This window comes from Hymenobacter siberiensis (assembly GCF_018967865.2).
Lineage (GTDB): Bacteria > Bacteroidota > Bacteroidia > Cytophagales > Hymenobacteraceae > Hymenobacter > Hymenobacter siberiensis.
This window is the reverse complement of sequence record NZ_JAHLZY020000001.1, coordinates 469155-484408: the sequence shown is the minus strand read 5'-3', so window position 1 is coordinate 484408 and position 15254 is coordinate 469155. Positions and strand designations below refer to the sequence as shown.

Genomic DNA, 15254 nt, shown 5'->3' with positions numbered 1-15254 from the left:
GGTTGGGTTCATGGTATTGCTTTTTTAGTGTTGATTGATTTTAGCTGTCGAAGCTGTTTAGAAAGTCCCCGAACGGTCATGCAGCGCGCAGCGAAGCATCTTTACCTCGGAAGTAATCAGATTAAGTATTGAGATAGAGATGCTTCAATTGCGCTCAGCATGACGTTATTTTTCTTCGTTCTCTTTTTTAAATCCTCTCACGGCAAAATTTTCCGAATGTGGTTGGCCTGCCGAATCTGTTCCGTTAGCCCCTCGTAGTCTTCCCGCGCCAGCAGCTCGCGCAGGTGCTGTAATTGGTGCAGGTGCTCATCGAGCACATCGAGCACGTTGAGCCGGTTTTGCCGGAAAATCGGCACCCAGGTCGCCGGCGCACTCTTGGCCAGCCGCACCGTCGACTCAAATCCGCCGCTGGCCAGGTCGAAAATCTGCTGTTCCTCCTTCTCCTTTTCCAGCACCGTGAGCGCCAGGGCAAATGAGGTAATGTGCGAGATATGCGAAACGTAGGCCGTGTGCAGGTCGTGTGCCGCCCCATCGAGGTACAGCAGTCGCATGGGTAGCGCCTGGAACAGCTTTTCGACCAGCTGCACGGCGTCGGGGTCGCTGGCAGCCACGTCGCACAGCACCACCGTTTTACCCTCAAACAGCCCCAAAATGGCCGCTTCCGGCCCCGAATGCTCGGTACCCGCCATGGGGTGCGCAGCCACAAAACGGCCCCGCTGCGGGTGCCCGGCCACGGCCGCCAGCAGCGCCTGCTTGGTCGAGCCCACGTCGATAACCACCTGCTTTGGGGTGATGAGGTCGAGCACCGGCGGCAGTACGGCTACCATAGCATCCACAGGTACGGCTACCACCACGAGGTCGGCGCGGCGCACGGCGGCCGTCAGGTCGGTTTCGATTTCATCGACCAAGCCTAATTCCAAAGCACGCCGGGCGTGGGCCGGGCTGTTTTCAACCCCGATGAGGTGCTGCGCCAGCCCGTGCTGCCGCAGGCTCAGTGCCAGCGAACCGCCGATAAGGCCCAGTCCGATGATGGTGACGGTCATTTGAGTTAGGAGTTAAGAGTTGCGGGGGAAGTTGGGTGTAAGTGCTAAGAGCTTAGGATTCTGCCAGAGTCAACTCTTAACTTTTAACCTATAACTCTTAACCCTCAGAACCGCCTCGCGCAGCAGCGCTTCCGGCTGGCACAGGCTGGCCCGGATGTAGCCGAGCCCATTGCTCCCAAAAATGCCGCCCGGCGTAAGGAACACCCGCGCTTCGGCCAGCACGGCATCGCTCAGGGCGTAGCCATCGGCGAAACCAGCCGGCACCGCCGCCCAAATAAACAGGCCTGTCTGGCCCGGCGCGGGCTGGCAGCCTAGGGCGCGCAGCAGCTCCAGCACCAGCTCACGGCGGGCGCGGTAAGTGGCATTGAGCTCCCGGAACCATTCGTCGCCCAGCGCCAGGGCGGCCACGGCGGCCTGCTGCACCGGCAGAAACATGCCCGAGTCCATGTTGCTCTTGAAGCGGAGCACGTTGGCGATGACATCGGCGCGGCCGGCGAGCAGGCCAACGCGCCAACCCGCCATGTTATGGCTCTTGCTGAGCGAGTTCAGCTCGATAGCCACTTCGCGGGCCCCGGGCACGGCCAGCAGGCTCACGGGCGGCGTCTCGTTCAGGATAAAGCCATAGGGATTGTCGTGAACGAGCAGAATGTTGTGGGCCGTGGCAAAGGCCACCAGGCGCGTCAGAAACGGCAAATCGGCGGCCGTGCCGGTGGGCATGTGTGGATAGTTCACCAGCATGAGCTTCACCCGCGAGAGGTCGGTAGCGGCCAGCGCATCTAAATCGGGCAGCCAGCCGGCGGCCTCGGTCAGGTCGTACTCGCGCACCTCGGCCCCGCATATTTCGGCCACGGCGCGGTAAGTCGGGTAGCCGGGGTTGGGGATGAGCACGGCATCACCCGCTTCCAGAAACGTCATCCCGATGTGCATCAGGCCCTCTTTCGAGCCCAGCAGCGGCAGGATTTCAGCAGTTGGGTCGAGCGCCACGCCGTAATGCCGCTGGTAGAATTCGGCCATCGCCCCGCGCAGGGCCGGCGTGCCCTGGTAGCCCTGGTAGCCGTGCGCGGTGGGCTGCGCGGCCGAAGCAGCCAGCGCCGCAATCACGCTGGGATGCGGTGGCAAATCGGGACTGCCAATACCCAGGCTGATGATGTTGGCCCCGGCCGCATTGAGCGCGGCCAGCTCGCGGAGCTTGCGTGAGAAGTAGTATTCGCCGGTGTGGGCTAAGCGGCTGGCAATGGGGATGTTCATGTGTAACGGTTGAAGCAGTTTGGGTAAACTCCCCTCCTTACTAAGGAGGGGATGTTTTCGCGTAGCGAAAACGGGGGTGGTTGGGGGCGTTGGCTTCGTTGGAAATTATCGCATAATCAATCGTTCGGGTGTCGTTCAACGCCCTAACCACCCCAGCCGGCGCTTTGCGCCGGCATCCCCTCCTTGGTAAGAAGGGGAGTGTCGTCGCCCATTGCCTCGGCCATGCTGCCGCGCCGGTAGGCTCCCAGCACCCGTAGCTCCTCCGTCACGGGGGCTAAATCCTGCAGCAGAGCTGTCAGTTGGCTCATTTCTTCAAACTCCACATCGGCATGGAAGCCGTAGTGCCAGGCCCCTACCGGGGTACGAGCATGCCCGGGCCGGGGGCACGATTGCAGCTTGCTCAAATTCAGGCCCTGCGCGGCCACGCGGGCCAGCACGGCGGCCAGGCTGCCGGGCGCGTGCGGCGCACAGAAATAGAGCGAGGCTTTATCGGCCAGCGGGTCGGACTGCACCGTCGCCGCCCGCTCCAGCACCAGGAAACGGGTGTAGTTGTGCGGGTCGTCGTGGATGGCGGGGGCCAGGATTTGCAGGCCGAACTGCTCGGCGGCCTGGGCGCCGGCCACCACGGCTACGCCCAGCGTGCGCTGCTCGGCCAGAAGCTGGGCGCTGTGGCCGGTATCGTCGGTTTCCACCAGCTTCCAGCGCGGGTATTGGTCCAGGAACTCGCCGCACTGGCGCAGGGCCATGGGGTGCGAGTGCACGGCCCGCACGTCGGCCAGCGTGGTGCCGGGCAGCGCCAGCAGGTGCTGATGAATGGGCAGGTACACCTCGCCGGTCACGCGCACGGCGTGGCGCTCCAGCAGCAGGTAGTTGGGCAGAATGCTGCCGGCCAACGAGTTTTCCATGGCCATAAGACCAGCATCGGCGGTGCCGCTAACGACGTGCGCCACCACCGCGCCGAAGGTGGCGCACGGCAACAGCGCCGGCTGCGCGCCGAAATACTGCCGGGCCGCCACTTCGTGGAAGCTTCCCTGAAAACCCTGGATGGAAACGTGCTGGAGCATGATACGTGAGACTATTGAGCAATAAAAAAGGGCCTTCGCTGTGCGATGGCCCTGAGTTTGTTGGCAGGCAGTGTGGTGGTTAACACTGGCAACAAAGGGCCGGCTTCTTCAGATAGAAGAAGTAATAGCAATAGGTAAAAAAGACGTGGTGCAGGGTGGTCATCGAAAAACCGGGCATTAAAAAAGCACCTCCCGAAGAACGAGCGGCGCTGGAGAAGTTTGTGGGAGTTAGCTACAAACGGCGGCTCGTTCTACGCGGTGGCGTAGAAGGTATAATAGCCAAAAAAGTAGCGCGTCTGGAACATGGTTAAGGCGTTTACAGCTGCAAGGTAAGGCCGGATTTGGGAAAAGCAAATGGAATCGTCGTGCTGGGTTTCTCCATCAAAGTACCACCATAACCCAAACGCCCCAAATCCGGTTTACCCAGCTTCGCATCTCCTCTAGTATTTATTCCATGGTTAAGCTATTTGAACCCCTCGCCCTGCGCGGCGTTGTCCTAAAAAACCGCATTGTGGTATCGCCCATGTGCCAATACAGCGCCGAAGACGGCCTGGCCAACGACTGGCACCTCGTGCACCTGGGCAGCCGTGCCGTGGGCGGAGCCAGCCTCATTATTCAGGAAGCCACCGCCGTATCGCCCGAGGGCCGCATCAGCCCCGAAGACCTCGGCATCTGGAAAGATGAGCACGTGCCCATGCTCCAGCGCATCAACGCCTTCATCACGGCGCAGGGCAGCGTGCCCGGCGTGCAGCTGGCCCACGCCGGCCGCAAGGCCAGCACCTACCGGCCGTGGTCGGGCGAGGGCGTGGTGCCCGAAAGCGATGGCGGCTGGCCGGTAGTCGGCCCCAGCGACACCGCGTTCAACGACAATTATCCGGTGCCCACGGCCCTCGACGCGGCCGGTATTCAGAAGGTGATTGCCGATTTCCGCGCCGCCGCCCAACGGGCACTCACGGCAGGCTTCAAGGTGATTGAACTGCATGCAGCCCACGGCTACCTACTGCACGAGTTTCTGTCGCCGCTGAGCAACCAGCGCACCGATGCCTATGGCGGCACCTTCGAAAACCGCGTCCGGCTGCTGCTGGAAGTAGTGGCCGCCACCCGCGAGGTATGGCCCGAAGACCTGCCCCTAATCGTGCGCCTCTCCGTGACGGACTGGACCGAAGGCGGCTGGAACGCCGACGAATCGGTGCAGCTGTCGGCCCTGCTCAAAACGCGCGGCGTGGACCTGATTGACTGCTCCACGGGCGGCAACGTGCCCAAAGCGCCCATTCCCGTAGGGCCCGGCTACCAGGTGCAGTTTGCCGAGCGCATTAAGGAAGAAACCGGGATGCTGACCGGCGCGGTAGGCCTCATCACCACGCCGGCCGAGGCCGAAGCCATTGTGGCCAGCGGCCAGGCCGACCTTGTGCTGCTGGCCCGCGAGTTCCTGCGCGAGCCGTATTTCCCGCTCTTCGCGGCGCAGGATTTGGGCGCGGAGGTGGTGTGGCCGGCACAGTATGAGCGCGCTAAGCCGCGCGTGGCTTCGGCAGCTGGACAGCGGTAAGTAGCACGGACTTTTAGTCCGCGGGTTCCAGCCATTCACATTTTTTTCAATGCTGTGGACTCGCGGACTAAAAGTCCGCGCTACGTGCTTTGCACCCACTTCGCCGTTACCAGCAGCTGGCCCAGGTGGCGCGTGGTGTGCTCAGCCGCATGCACCAGCAGGCCCACGACGGTGGACGGCAGCTGCGCCCGGCCCACGCCGCGTGTTTCTGACAACGTAGCCTCGTCGGTGCTGCGAAGCTGCGCCAGGGCGCTATCAACCTGCGCGTCGAAGCGCTGCACCAGCGTCTGCACCATATCAGATTCAATGGCCAGCGGCGGATTTTCAGCGGCCAAGGCAGCCAGCTGGCTTTCCGAGAGCGCCTCGGCGCGGGCGTAGGTGAAGGTGCGGTCGAGCACGCCGGCCAGGTGCTGGAGGTGGAAGCCCACGGAGGCCACACCGCCGGGCCGCTCGTTGAGCAGCGCGGGCGGGAAGCCGCGCAGCGCCTTAGTCAGCTCTTCGCGGGCTTGCAGCAGGGCGTGAGCCACGGGCTGAAGCAGCGGCGGCACGGCGGGAAGTGGGCCGCGTAGCCATACTTCGCGGGTTGCAAGCGGCGGCGGGGACGGGAACGTTAGGCTACTCATTGGTTGTACCGTATTCGGAGCGGCTGCTTAGGCCGTACTTTTGTAATTATGTCAGGTATTAACGATGCGCTGCGCGCTGCGGCCGACCAGTTCGGCACCCCTCTTTACGTGTATAATGCGGCCACCATCACGGGGCAGTACAAAAAACTGGTTAAAGCCTTTGCGGGCCATAAAACCCGTTTTTTCTACGCTTGCAAGGCGCTGAGCAACGTAGCCATTCTACGCCACATCCACAGCCTGGGCTCGGGACTGGACTGCGTGAGCATCAACGAAGTACGACTGGGGCTGCATGTGGGCTTCGCACCGGAGAACATTCTGTTTACGCCCAACAGCGTGACGTTTGAGGAACTGGTGGAAGCCAAGGACTTGGGCGTGAATCTCAACATTGATAATATCTCACTACTGGAGCGGTTCGGGGCCACGTTTGGCGGCTCGTATCCGGTGTGCGTACGCCTGAACCCGCATATTGAGGCGGGCGGCAACTACAAGATTCAAACCGGCCACATCGACTCCAAGTTTGGCATCAGCATCCATCAGCTGCGGCACCTGGAGCGCGTGGTGAAGGGCACTGGCCTGCACGTACGCGGCCTGCACATGCACACGGGCTCCGAAATCAAGGACGTGGGCGTGTTCCTGCGCTCGCTCGAAATCCTGTTCGACGCCGCCGGCCGCTTCCCCGACCTGGATTTTCTGGACCTCGGCTCGGGCTTCAAAGTGCCCTACAAGCCCGGCGACCCCGAAACCGACGTGACCACGCTGGGCGTGCAGGTGGCCGAAGCCTTCAAAACCTTCGAGAAAGAATATGGCCGCCCGCTGGAATGCTGGTTCGAGCCCGGCAAGTACCTGGTGAGCGAAGCCGGCTCCCTGCTGGTGAGCGTGGCCGTGGTGAAGCAAACCACTGCCACGGTGTTCGCGGGCGTGAACTCGGGCTTCAACCACCTGATTCGGCCCATGTTCTACGACAGCTACCACCACATCAGCAACCTGACCAACCCCACCGGCACGGGGCGGCTCTATACCGTGGTGGGCAATATCTGCGAGACGGATACCTTCGCCTGGGACCGGCTGCTGCCCGAAATCCACGAAAACGACCTGCTGGCCTTCCACAACGCCGGGGCCTACGGCTTCGAGATGAGCAGCAGCTTCAACTCGCGCACCCGCCCCGCCGAAGTACTACTGGACGCCAGCGGCGAGCTCCGCCTGATTCGCAAGCGCCAGACGTTTGAGGACCTACTTGCCGGGCAGATTGACGTAGTGGCCGGAGTGCCGGCGCAGGCCGAGTAACCATACGCTGTCCTTAGCCTGCGGCCAGCGCCCACCGCTCCAACCAGTTTATCTAGTGCTGACCGCTCATCGACTCCAGCCAGGCCAAGGCCGTTTCTTCGGTTTCAAAGGAGCGGTAGGTGTGGGGCAGGCTGCGGTTGGACAGCACAAACTGATTCATGGCGAGGCGGGCGAACACATCCTGCGCCACCAGGGCGGCGCCGTAGCGGTAGCCGTGCTCGTGCACGGCGCGGGGCAGCCATTCCTCACTCATCCAGGTTTGCTCGATGGAGGTATAGGGCGACATCAGGCGCTGGTCAATCATGGCGCGCGACCAGCGGTGGCGGCTCATGGCCTGCATGAGGTGGGTTAGAATGGCCCGAAACTGCACAATATCACGCGGGCCGGCTTTGTAATCGAGCCGCAGATAGCCCGAGGCTTCTTCCCAAATGCGCCCGGCGCTGTTTTCAAAATAAAGGGAACGGGACACAGGCGACGACATCAACTTAAGAATCAAAACCAATGGCATTGACCCGGCCTCCGGCCCAAAAGCCTGGTTCCGGGCCAACGCCCGCGTGTCCTAACCAAATAACCCCGGCCGGGGTTATTCTTTGGGCGATTTTTTATTGAGATGCCCGCACCTACTGCCCAAAGCCGGATGCGGCATCAGGGCGCCGGGCTATGCTTCATCCTTCGGTGCTGCGCCCCGGAAAGCGTCCAGCTTCGCCACGGCGGGCAGTTGCACGGGCCGGTTCTCTTTGGCCGACAGGTAGATGGCTTCCATGATGCGCTGGTCCTGCAGGCCTTCCTCGCCGGGGGTGCAGGGCGTTTTGTTCTGGCGCACGCACTCGGCCATGTGGTCCATTTCGAGGGCAAACTGGTCTTTCTGCGGGTCGTTGGTCGTTTCCTTAACCTGCTGGCCATCGGGGGCGTGAATGCGCTCCTGGTGCAGGCCGTGGTAGGGAAATGCAGGGTCCATTTTGATGCTGCCGGTTTCGGCATACACCGTGTAGCTCTTGTTGTTGAAAGAGCCGTAGCCCGTCATGCACTGCGAAATGGCGCCGCTGGGAAAGCGCAGCGTGAAGCTCACGTTCTCTTCAATTTCCTTGAACTGGTCGTCGCCCGGCGTGCTGTAAATCTGGGCCGAAACCTCGGTGGGCTCCTCGCCCAGCAGGAAGCGCGTGGTGTTGAGGCAGTACAGGCCCACGTCGGGGAGCGAGCCGCCGCCGGCCAGCGCCTTTTTGTGCCGCCACTGCTGGTCGTGGGCCTGGTTCTGGGTGTTCATCATCTGCAGCATCTTGGTGGCGCCGTAGGTTTTGGCGCGCACCTGTTTCATGGCCGCCCGGTTCAGGGGCTCGCACTGAATGCGGTAGGCAATCGTAAGTTTTTTGCCGGCTTTTTTGCAGGCCTCAATCATTTCCTCGCACTCTTTCACGGAGTTGGCCATCGGCTTTTCGCAAAGAATATGCTTGCCGGCCTTGGCCCCGCGCAGCGTAAATTCGTGGTGCATGGAGTTGGGCAGCACAATGTAAATCATCTCCACTTCGGGGTTGTCCTTGAGCTTATCGTAGGTCTGATACGAGTAGCAGCTGCTTGGTTTAATGCCATACTGCTTGGCCACCTTGGCCATTTTGTCGGCGTCGCCACTCACCAGCGCTACCGGCCGGGCGTGCTTGCTTTTGCCGAAGGCGGGCAGTATCTCATTGAGCGTGAGGCGTCCCAGACCCACCAGCGCGTAGCCCACGCGGCGGTCGGGCGCGTCGGGGTTGAAGGGTTCGGCCCCTTTGGGGTCGGTGGGCGCTTCGAGGAGCGGCAGCTTGATATCGAGCGGGCCGGTAGCGGGCGCGGCGGCAGCTTCGGCGGCTTGGTGGGCTTCGGAGGCGGCGATGGGCGGTGCCTGCTGGCCACACCCACGGCCAGCAGGCCCCGCCCGGCGTGGTTGATAAAATGACGGCGCGACTCGTCGTAGCCGTTTTCGACTTCGGCACTGAAGGCGGTATTGAAAGCAGTGTTTTCCTGGAACATGGGGTTGGGGCAGGGAAAGGCGGGGATTGGGTATCAGCAGGGTTGCTTACGTGCCCGGCCGGGACTAAAGCTGCACCGTGCCACCGTGCGGCTGGGCTTATTGTCCCGGTTTTACGCAAGTATTTCCAACCAATAAAACCCTAGTATATTTAGCCCCGCATTGGGTTTACTCACTTTTTAACTTGCTGATGAAGGACTTTACTCGCTCGTTTTTTCCCATTATTGTTGCCTTAGCCGCCGGTAGTCTGGTTCCGGCCCTAGCGCAGGCCCAAACGGCCGTCACGTCCATTGGCACCATCCAGGGCACCGGGGCGGTGGCCACGACGGGCACCTATACCATTGAGGGCGTGGTGACGAGCGTGTACGCCGACCTGAGCCCAGCCGGCTTCTACATACAGAACGACGCGGCCAGCGCCGACGGCAACCCCACCACTTCCGATGCCCTGTTTGTGGTGCAAACCAGCCCCACGGTGGCCGTGGGCAACCGCCTGCGCATTACCGGCGCGGTGCAGGAAGGCCCCGCCTCCCCGTCGTTCAACCAGGCCGTGCTCACCTCGCCCACCATCACGGTGCTGGCAGCCAGCAGTGCCCAGCCCGCCTTCTCCATCATCGACAACGCCACGTTCTCGATGGCCGACGCCGAGCCGCTGGAAGGCATGCGGGTGCAGTTTTCGGCCCCAATTACGGTGTCGGACGTAGCCGCGCTGAAATCGCGCGGCGAGCTGAATATTTCCCTGCGCGGCCTCGTGTACCAGCCCACACAGTTCGTGGACCCCAACGACAACCCCGCCAGCGGCACCAGCAGCAGCGGCACCAGCAACGTGCCCGCCGTGAACGCCTACCAGGCCGACAACGTGAACAAAAGCCTGCTGCTGGACGACGGCCGCGCCACCACCAACCCCACCCCCATCCCCTACCTCGACGCGGCCACCCAAACCACGCGGGTGGGTAGCACCGTGGCCAGCCTGCGCGGCATCATGGGCTACGGCAGCAGCAAGTGGCGCATCCAGCCCCTGGACGGGGCCGACGCGCCGGCCGTGATTTCGGTGCGCCCGCCGGTGCCCACCTTCGGGCCGACTGACGTGAAAATCGCCAGTATGAACGTGCTCAATTTCTTCAACGGCGACGGCCTGGGGGCGGGCTTCCCCACCTCGCGCGGGGCCAAAACGCTGGCCGACTTCCAGCGCCAGCGCAGCAAAATTCTCGTGGCCCTGTCCCAGATGAATGCCGACGTGCTGGGCCTGATGGAGGTGGAGAACGACGGCACCGGGGCCAACTCGGCCGTGCAGGACCTGGTGAACGGCCTCAACCAGCTCATGGGCGCGGGCACCTACGCCTTCGTGAACGATGGCGGCGCCAACGCCCAGCCCAACGATACCGACCTCATTCACTGCGTTATCCTCTACAAACCGGCGGCGGTAACGCTCTACGGCCCGGCCCTGCTGGTAACGACAACCGGCATTTTTGAGCGCCCGCCGCTGGCCCAGATTTTCATTACCAACCGCGCCACGGCCGCCCGCGACACGTTTGCGCTCGTCGTCAACCACCTCAAGTCGAAAGCCAGCGGCACCGGGACCAACGCCGACCAGGGCGACGGCCAGGGTGCCTCCAACCCGCGCCGCAAGAGCCAGGCCACGGGCCTGGTGCAATTCATCAACACCGTGGTGAAGCCCGCCGGCACGCGCTACGTGGTGAGCGTGGGCGACTACAACGCCAACTACGAGGAAGACCCGATGGACATTATGCGGGCCGCCGGCTTCGTGCTGCCCAGCCCCGCCAGCAGCGCCTCCTACCTATTCAACGGCCTGAGTGGCAGCCTCGACCACGCCGTGCTCAGCGACAACCTGGTGAGCCACGCGGCCGTGGAAAAGTGGCACATCAATGCCAGCGAGCCCGAGTTTCTGGAGTATAGCATAGCCGGCGCGGCCACCGACATCACCAGCCCCTTCCGCTCTTCCGACCACGACCCGGTGCTCATCGGACTGTATTTCCGCACCACCGTCACGGCCACCGGCCGGGCCACCACGGGTGGGCAAATCGACATTTTCCCCAACCCCGCGCCCGGCGCGTTCAACCTCCGCCTCAGCGGCTTCGCGGCGCAGCCGATGACGCTGGAAGTGATATCGGTACTGGGCCAGCAACTGCTCGCGCTGCACGGCACGGCCGAGGAACTGCAGGCTGCAATTGGGCCGCGCACGGCGCGGCTGGCGGCCGGCACCTACGTACTGCGCCTGAGCGGCACCGGTTTCAGCCAAGTGCAGCGCGTGGTGAAACTGTAGCTTTACGTTGAGCTAGAATAACGTCATGCCGAGCGGAGCCGCGAGGCATCTCGCTTGTGGTAGTAACCCCGGCGTTTGGGTTTACTGCTGCACGCGAGATGCCTCGGCTCCGCTCGGCATGACGTTCTGCTTTGTTCGCACGATGTTTTTTGTCTGATAGATAGAAACCCCCATTCCGATGGCCATTAAGCCCCGCCGCAAGCCCACCGTCCTCCGCAAGCCCACCCATTTCCCCGCCGAAAACGTGGCCGAGCGCTGGGATGCCCGCCACCTGCTGGGCCATACCGAGTTCGATGAGTTCCACTTCGTGAGCTGCGATTTCAGCGGGGCCGATTTCAGCCGGCTGCGGTTCACCGACTGCCTCTTTGAGCACTGCAACCTGAGCTCGGCCAAGCTGGCGGGTACGGCTCTGCAAAACGTGGCTTTTGCCGATTGCAAGCTGCTGGGCCTGCAGTTCACGGCCTGCCGCGACATGCTGTTCGGGGTGCATTTCGACCAGTGCCAGCTGCGCTACGCCTCGTTTGCGGGGCGCGTGATGCCGGGCACGCGCTTCGTGGGCTGCACGCTGGAAGAAGCCGATTTTGCCGATACCGACCTTTCGGCGGCCGTGTTCCAGGGCTGCGCGCTGACCGGGGCCACGTTCCAGAACACGCGGCTGGCCGAGGCGGATTTCCGCAGTGCCACCGGCTTCGTCATCGACCCCGAAAGCAACGTCATCACCGGGGCGCATTTCACGCTGAGCGGCCTGCTGGGCGTGGTAGCCAAGTACAATCTGGTGGTGGAGTAAAGCCCGGGTCAGACACCGCCGGAGAATTCGCAAAAGCCCCCCTTTTTAGCCAGAAAACCGGCTTTCCCTGTTGACCAAACTTCCGGTTTCGATTTCGGCTAGTAAATTGCGTTCGAATTCCCATCTCTGCCCGAAAGCCACCGCCTGACGACCAGACGAGCTCCCTACTTTCGGTTACTTGTCAGCACCCCGCGCCGCAGTACGGTTGGGCCCTGCGGCCCTCGTTTTCGGCCGGGCCAGAATCCGTCGCCGCTGGCCGCACTTGCCAGCGCGCGGGTATTTTCTCACTTCGCTACAACGACCAGATGGCCAATCGCCGCGCTTCCATTACCGACCTGGCTAAAACGCTAGGCCTCTCGCCTTCCACTATTTCCCGCGCCCTCTCCGACCACGACGACGTGAGCGAGGCCACCAAGGCCCGCGTGCGCCAGCTGGCCGAGGAGATGCACTATCAGCCCAATCAGCTGGCCGCCGCCCTGCGCCGGGGCCGCAGCAACACGCTGGGCGTGCTGGTGCCGCACATCACGGGGCACTTTTTCCCGCAGGTGGTGCACGGCATCGCCACCGAGGCCGCCAAGCTGGGCTTCAACGTGATGATTTGCCAGTCGAACGAGGACGCCCAGCAGGAACAGAAGAACATCGACCTGCTGATGAACTCGCAGGTCGAGGGCATCCTGGTTTCGCTGGCCAACACTACGCAGAGCTTCGGCCACTTCGAGGCGGTGCGCCAGCAGAACATCCCGCTGGTATTTTTCGACCGCATGGTGGAGGATTTCCAGGGCAGCAACGTGAGCGCCGTGGTGATTGACGACTACCAGGGCGCTTATCAGGTCGTGACGCACCTTATCGAGCAGGGCTGCACGCGCATCGCGCACTTCACCGGCCCACTGCGCCTGAGCATCCACAAAAACCGCCACCAGGGCTACCGCGACGCCCTCACGGCCCACGGCCTGCCCGTGGACGATAACCTGATTGCCTGCTTCGAACTGAACCAGAAGAACGGGGCCCAGGCCATGCGCCAGCTCCTGAAGCTGCCCCAGCGCCCGGACGGCGTATTTTCGAGCAACGACATGGCCGCCGTGGGCGCCCTGCAAGTAGTGAAAGCGCAGCGCCTGCGCGTGCCCGAAGACGTAGCCATCGTGGGTTTCAGCAACGAGATGTTCACGTCCCTCACCGAGCCCATGCTCAGCAGCGTGGACCAGCGCTGCGAGCAAATGGGCAAAACGGCGGTGCAGCTGCTGCAAAAAATGCTGAAAAGCGGCCCCAACCGCACCGGCCCGCCCAAGCCCATTGTGCTCAAGCCCAAGCTGCTGGTACGCGAGTCGTCGCAGAAACGGCGGTAGCAAACAAAAGTCAAAAGGCCGTCATGCAGAGGGCAGCAAAGCATCTTTACTGCTCAACGCAACTCAATTGAAAAGATGAGTGACTGCGGTAAAGATGCTTCGCTGCCCTCTGCATGACAGCCTGTATTTCTCCTTTCCTCGTCGAAAGCCGTAGGAAGTCATTTGTGCTGCTTCGCTGTTATCAATGGCGAAATACCCTTGCCGCCAGATGTCTGATTCCGTCGCTACGTCCCCTGCTCCCCCCGCCCAAGTCACGCTCTGGACCCCGTTCATGTACGCCCTGTTCCGGGCCATCTGGATTGCGGGGCTGGTGAGCAACGTGGGCACCTGGATGCAGAACGTGGCCGGCGTGTGGTTTGTGACCACCCTCACCACCTCGGCCCTACTGGTGGCCCTGATGCAGACGGCCACCTCGCTGCCGGCCTTTCTGCTGAGCATGCCGGCCGGCGTGATGGCCGATTTGGTGGACCGCCGCCGGCTGCTGCTCCTCACGCAGGGCTTTATGGCGATGGTGGCCACGGGGCTGGGCGTGCTCACGTTGAATAACGGCATTTCGGCCTATGGAGTGCTGGGCTTCACGTTTTTGCTGGGCATGGGCGCGGCGCTCAATGCGCCCATCTGGCAGGCCATTGCCACGGAGCTGGTGCCGCGCCCGGCGCTGGGGTCGGTCATCACCCTGAACGGGGTGAGCAACAACATTGCGCGGGCCATTGGGCCGGCCATTGGCGGGGCCATTATCGCGTATTATTCGTCGGGCTGGGTGTTTTTGCTGAACGGGGTGTCGTTTCTGGGCACCTGGGCGGTGGTATATTTCTGGAAGCGCCAGCCCACCGTAACCAGTGGGCCGGCCGAGAACTTTATTGGGGCACTGCGGGCCGGCATGCGCTACGTGCAGTATTCGCCGGCCATTTATGGGGTGTTGGCACGCACGTTTGCGTTTTCGTTTGGGGCGGCGGCCATGTGGGGCCTGGTGTCGGTGGTGGTGGCGCGGCGGCTGCACCTCAGCTCGGGACACTACGGCGTGATGCTCTCGTGGCTGGGCGCGGGGGCCGTAACGGGGGCCTTGCTGATGGGCCGGGCCGGCTCGCGGCTCAATTTCAACCAGCGGGTGCTACTGGGCGTGCTGGCTTTCGTGGGCACTAACGTGGCGCTGGCGCTGGTCAATCAGATTTTTATTCTATACGCGGTGATGTTCGTGTCGGGCATTGCCTGGCTGCTGGTGATGACCAGCTTCAGCACCACCGTGCAGCTGAGCGTGCCCCGCTGGGTGCAGGCCCGGGTTATCAGCGTGTACATGCTGGTGTTTCAGGCCGGCTTATCGGTGGGCAGCCTGGTTTGGGGCGAGCTGGCCGACCATCTTTCGCTCCGCACCTCGCTGCTGACCGCCGCCGGCTGGATGCTGGCCAGCACCCTGCTGGCCGTGCCCTTCCCCATGCGCTCGGCCGAGGGCCTGAACCTGGACCCCGCCGATGACCGCCCGCACACCGTGGACGAGGATGCCATCGACCCCGACAGTGGCCCCGTGATGGTTACCATCGAGTACCACGTCGAGCCGGCCAATTGGGGCGCCTTCCACGCGGCCGCCGCCCAGCTCAAGCGCCTGCGCCTGCGCGATGGGGCCTTGCGCGCCGGCGTATTTGCCGATGTGGCCCACCCCACGCGCATTTCCGAGTTCTTTTACGTGGCCACCTGGGGCGAGCACCAGCGCCAGTACCACCGCTTCACCCGCGAAGACCAAGTGGTGGAAGCCGCCGTGCGCCGCCTGCACTCCGGCCCCGACGCACCCCGCGTGACGCACCTGCTGGCCTTCCCCGCCACCTCCAATGTGGAAGTAGCCACGCCCATAGCCACGCTGGAAAGCCAGCGCTAATGCGGTTTTACGGTATATTTCTCTAGTTAAAAGTTGAGCGTTAAAAGTTAAGAGGACAAGTTTTTAACTTTTAACGCTCAACTTTTAACTTCGGAGTTGTTTAAAAACTGCACACTAAGTAAGGAACTGCTCTAAGGCGGTTTCGCGGCCCCAGACTGGCGGG

12 protein-coding genes are annotated in these 15254 nt (G+C 62.7%); 6 read left to right on the top strand and 6 right to left on the bottom strand.

The features are described 5' to 3' along the window. Positions 1–197: 197 nt before the first annotated feature. From KQ659_RS02065 to KQ659_RS02055, 3 genes are all read right to left on the bottom strand, one after another. Positions 198–1043, bottom strand: a complete 846-nt coding sequence (locus KQ659_RS02065; RefSeq protein WP_216679017.1) for a prephenate dehydrogenase — start codon at positions 1041–1043, stop codon at positions 198–200. A gap of 69 nt (positions 1044–1112) precedes the next feature. Beyond that, on the bottom strand, positions 1113–2291 hold the full coding sequence (locus KQ659_RS02060; RefSeq protein WP_216690371.1) for a pyridoxal phosphate-dependent aminotransferase: 1179 nt from the start codon (positions 2289–2291) through the stop codon (positions 1113–1115). 143 nt (positions 2292–2434) lie between these two features. Continuing rightward, positions 2435–3355, bottom strand: a complete 921-nt coding sequence (locus KQ659_RS02055) for a prephenate dehydratase (RefSeq protein WP_216679019.1) — start codon at positions 3353–3355, stop codon at positions 2435–2437. A 454-nt stretch (positions 3356–3809) separates the two neighbouring features. Here KQ659_RS02055 and KQ659_RS02050 point away from each other — a divergent pair, with 454 nt between their 5' ends. Further along, positions 3810–4901: an NADH:flavin oxidoreductase/NADH oxidase gene (locus KQ659_RS02050; RefSeq protein ID WP_216685472.1), complete on the top strand. Its 1092-nt coding sequence runs from the start codon at positions 3810–3812 to the stop codon at positions 4899–4901. Positions 4902–4981: 80 nt separating this feature from the next. On the opposite strand, the gene KQ659_RS02045 is transcribed toward KQ659_RS02050, so the two are convergent. Beyond that, positions 4982–5524 carry a DinB family protein gene (locus tag KQ659_RS02045; RefSeq protein ID WP_216679021.1) on the bottom strand — a complete coding sequence of 181 codons (543 nt, stop codon included), beginning with the start codon at positions 5522–5524 and terminating at the stop codon, positions 4982–4984. A gap of 48 nt (positions 5525–5572) precedes the next feature. Between KQ659_RS02045 and lysA the strand changes: the two genes are divergently transcribed. After that, positions 5573–6808: a diaminopimelate decarboxylase gene (gene lysA, locus KQ659_RS02040; protein WP_216679022.1), complete on the top strand. Its 1236-nt coding sequence runs from the start codon at positions 5573–5575 to the stop codon at positions 6806–6808. Positions 6809–6860: 52 nt separating this feature from the next. Here lysA and KQ659_RS02035 read toward each other — a convergent pair whose 3' ends face one another. Both KQ659_RS02035 and KQ659_RS02030 read right to left on the bottom strand, forming a co-directional pair. Continuing rightward, positions 6861–7277, bottom strand: a complete 417-nt coding sequence (locus tag KQ659_RS02035) for a hypothetical protein (protein ID WP_216679023.1) — start codon at positions 7275–7277, stop codon at positions 6861–6863. A gap of 189 nt (positions 7278–7466) precedes the next feature. Next, the gene (locus tag KQ659_RS02030; RefSeq protein ID WP_226929801.1) at positions 7467–8531 is read right to left on the bottom strand and encodes a Gfo/Idh/MocA family protein; all 1065 of its coding nucleotides are present in this window, start codon (positions 8529–8531) and stop codon (positions 7467–7469) included. A 469-nt stretch (positions 8532–9000) separates the two neighbouring features. Here KQ659_RS02030 and KQ659_RS02025 point away from each other — a divergent pair, with 469 nt between their 5' ends. From KQ659_RS02025 to KQ659_RS02010, 4 genes are all read left to right on the top strand, one after another. Then, positions 9001–11091 carry an ExeM/NucH family extracellular endonuclease gene (locus KQ659_RS02025; RefSeq protein ID WP_216690372.1) on the top strand — a complete coding sequence of 697 codons (2091 nt, stop codon included), beginning with the start codon at positions 9001–9003 and terminating at the stop codon, positions 11089–11091. A gap of 178 nt (positions 11092–11269) precedes the next feature. After that, complete coding sequence (locus KQ659_RS02020) at positions 11270–11878, top strand: pentapeptide repeat-containing protein (RefSeq protein WP_216690373.1); 609 nt, start codon at positions 11270–11272, stop codon at positions 11876–11878. Between the two features lie 305 nt (positions 11879–12183). Then, positions 12184–13221, top strand: coding sequence for a LacI family DNA-binding transcriptional regulator (locus KQ659_RS02015; protein WP_216679026.1), 1038 nt, complete (start codon positions 12184–12186; stop codon positions 13219–13221). Between the two features lie 208 nt (positions 13222–13429). After that, positions 13430–15091 carry an MFS transporter gene (locus KQ659_RS02010; protein ID WP_216679027.1) on the top strand — a complete coding sequence of 554 codons (1662 nt, stop codon included), beginning with the start codon at positions 13430–13432 and terminating at the stop codon, positions 15089–15091. Positions 15092–15254 lie beyond the last annotated feature (163 nt).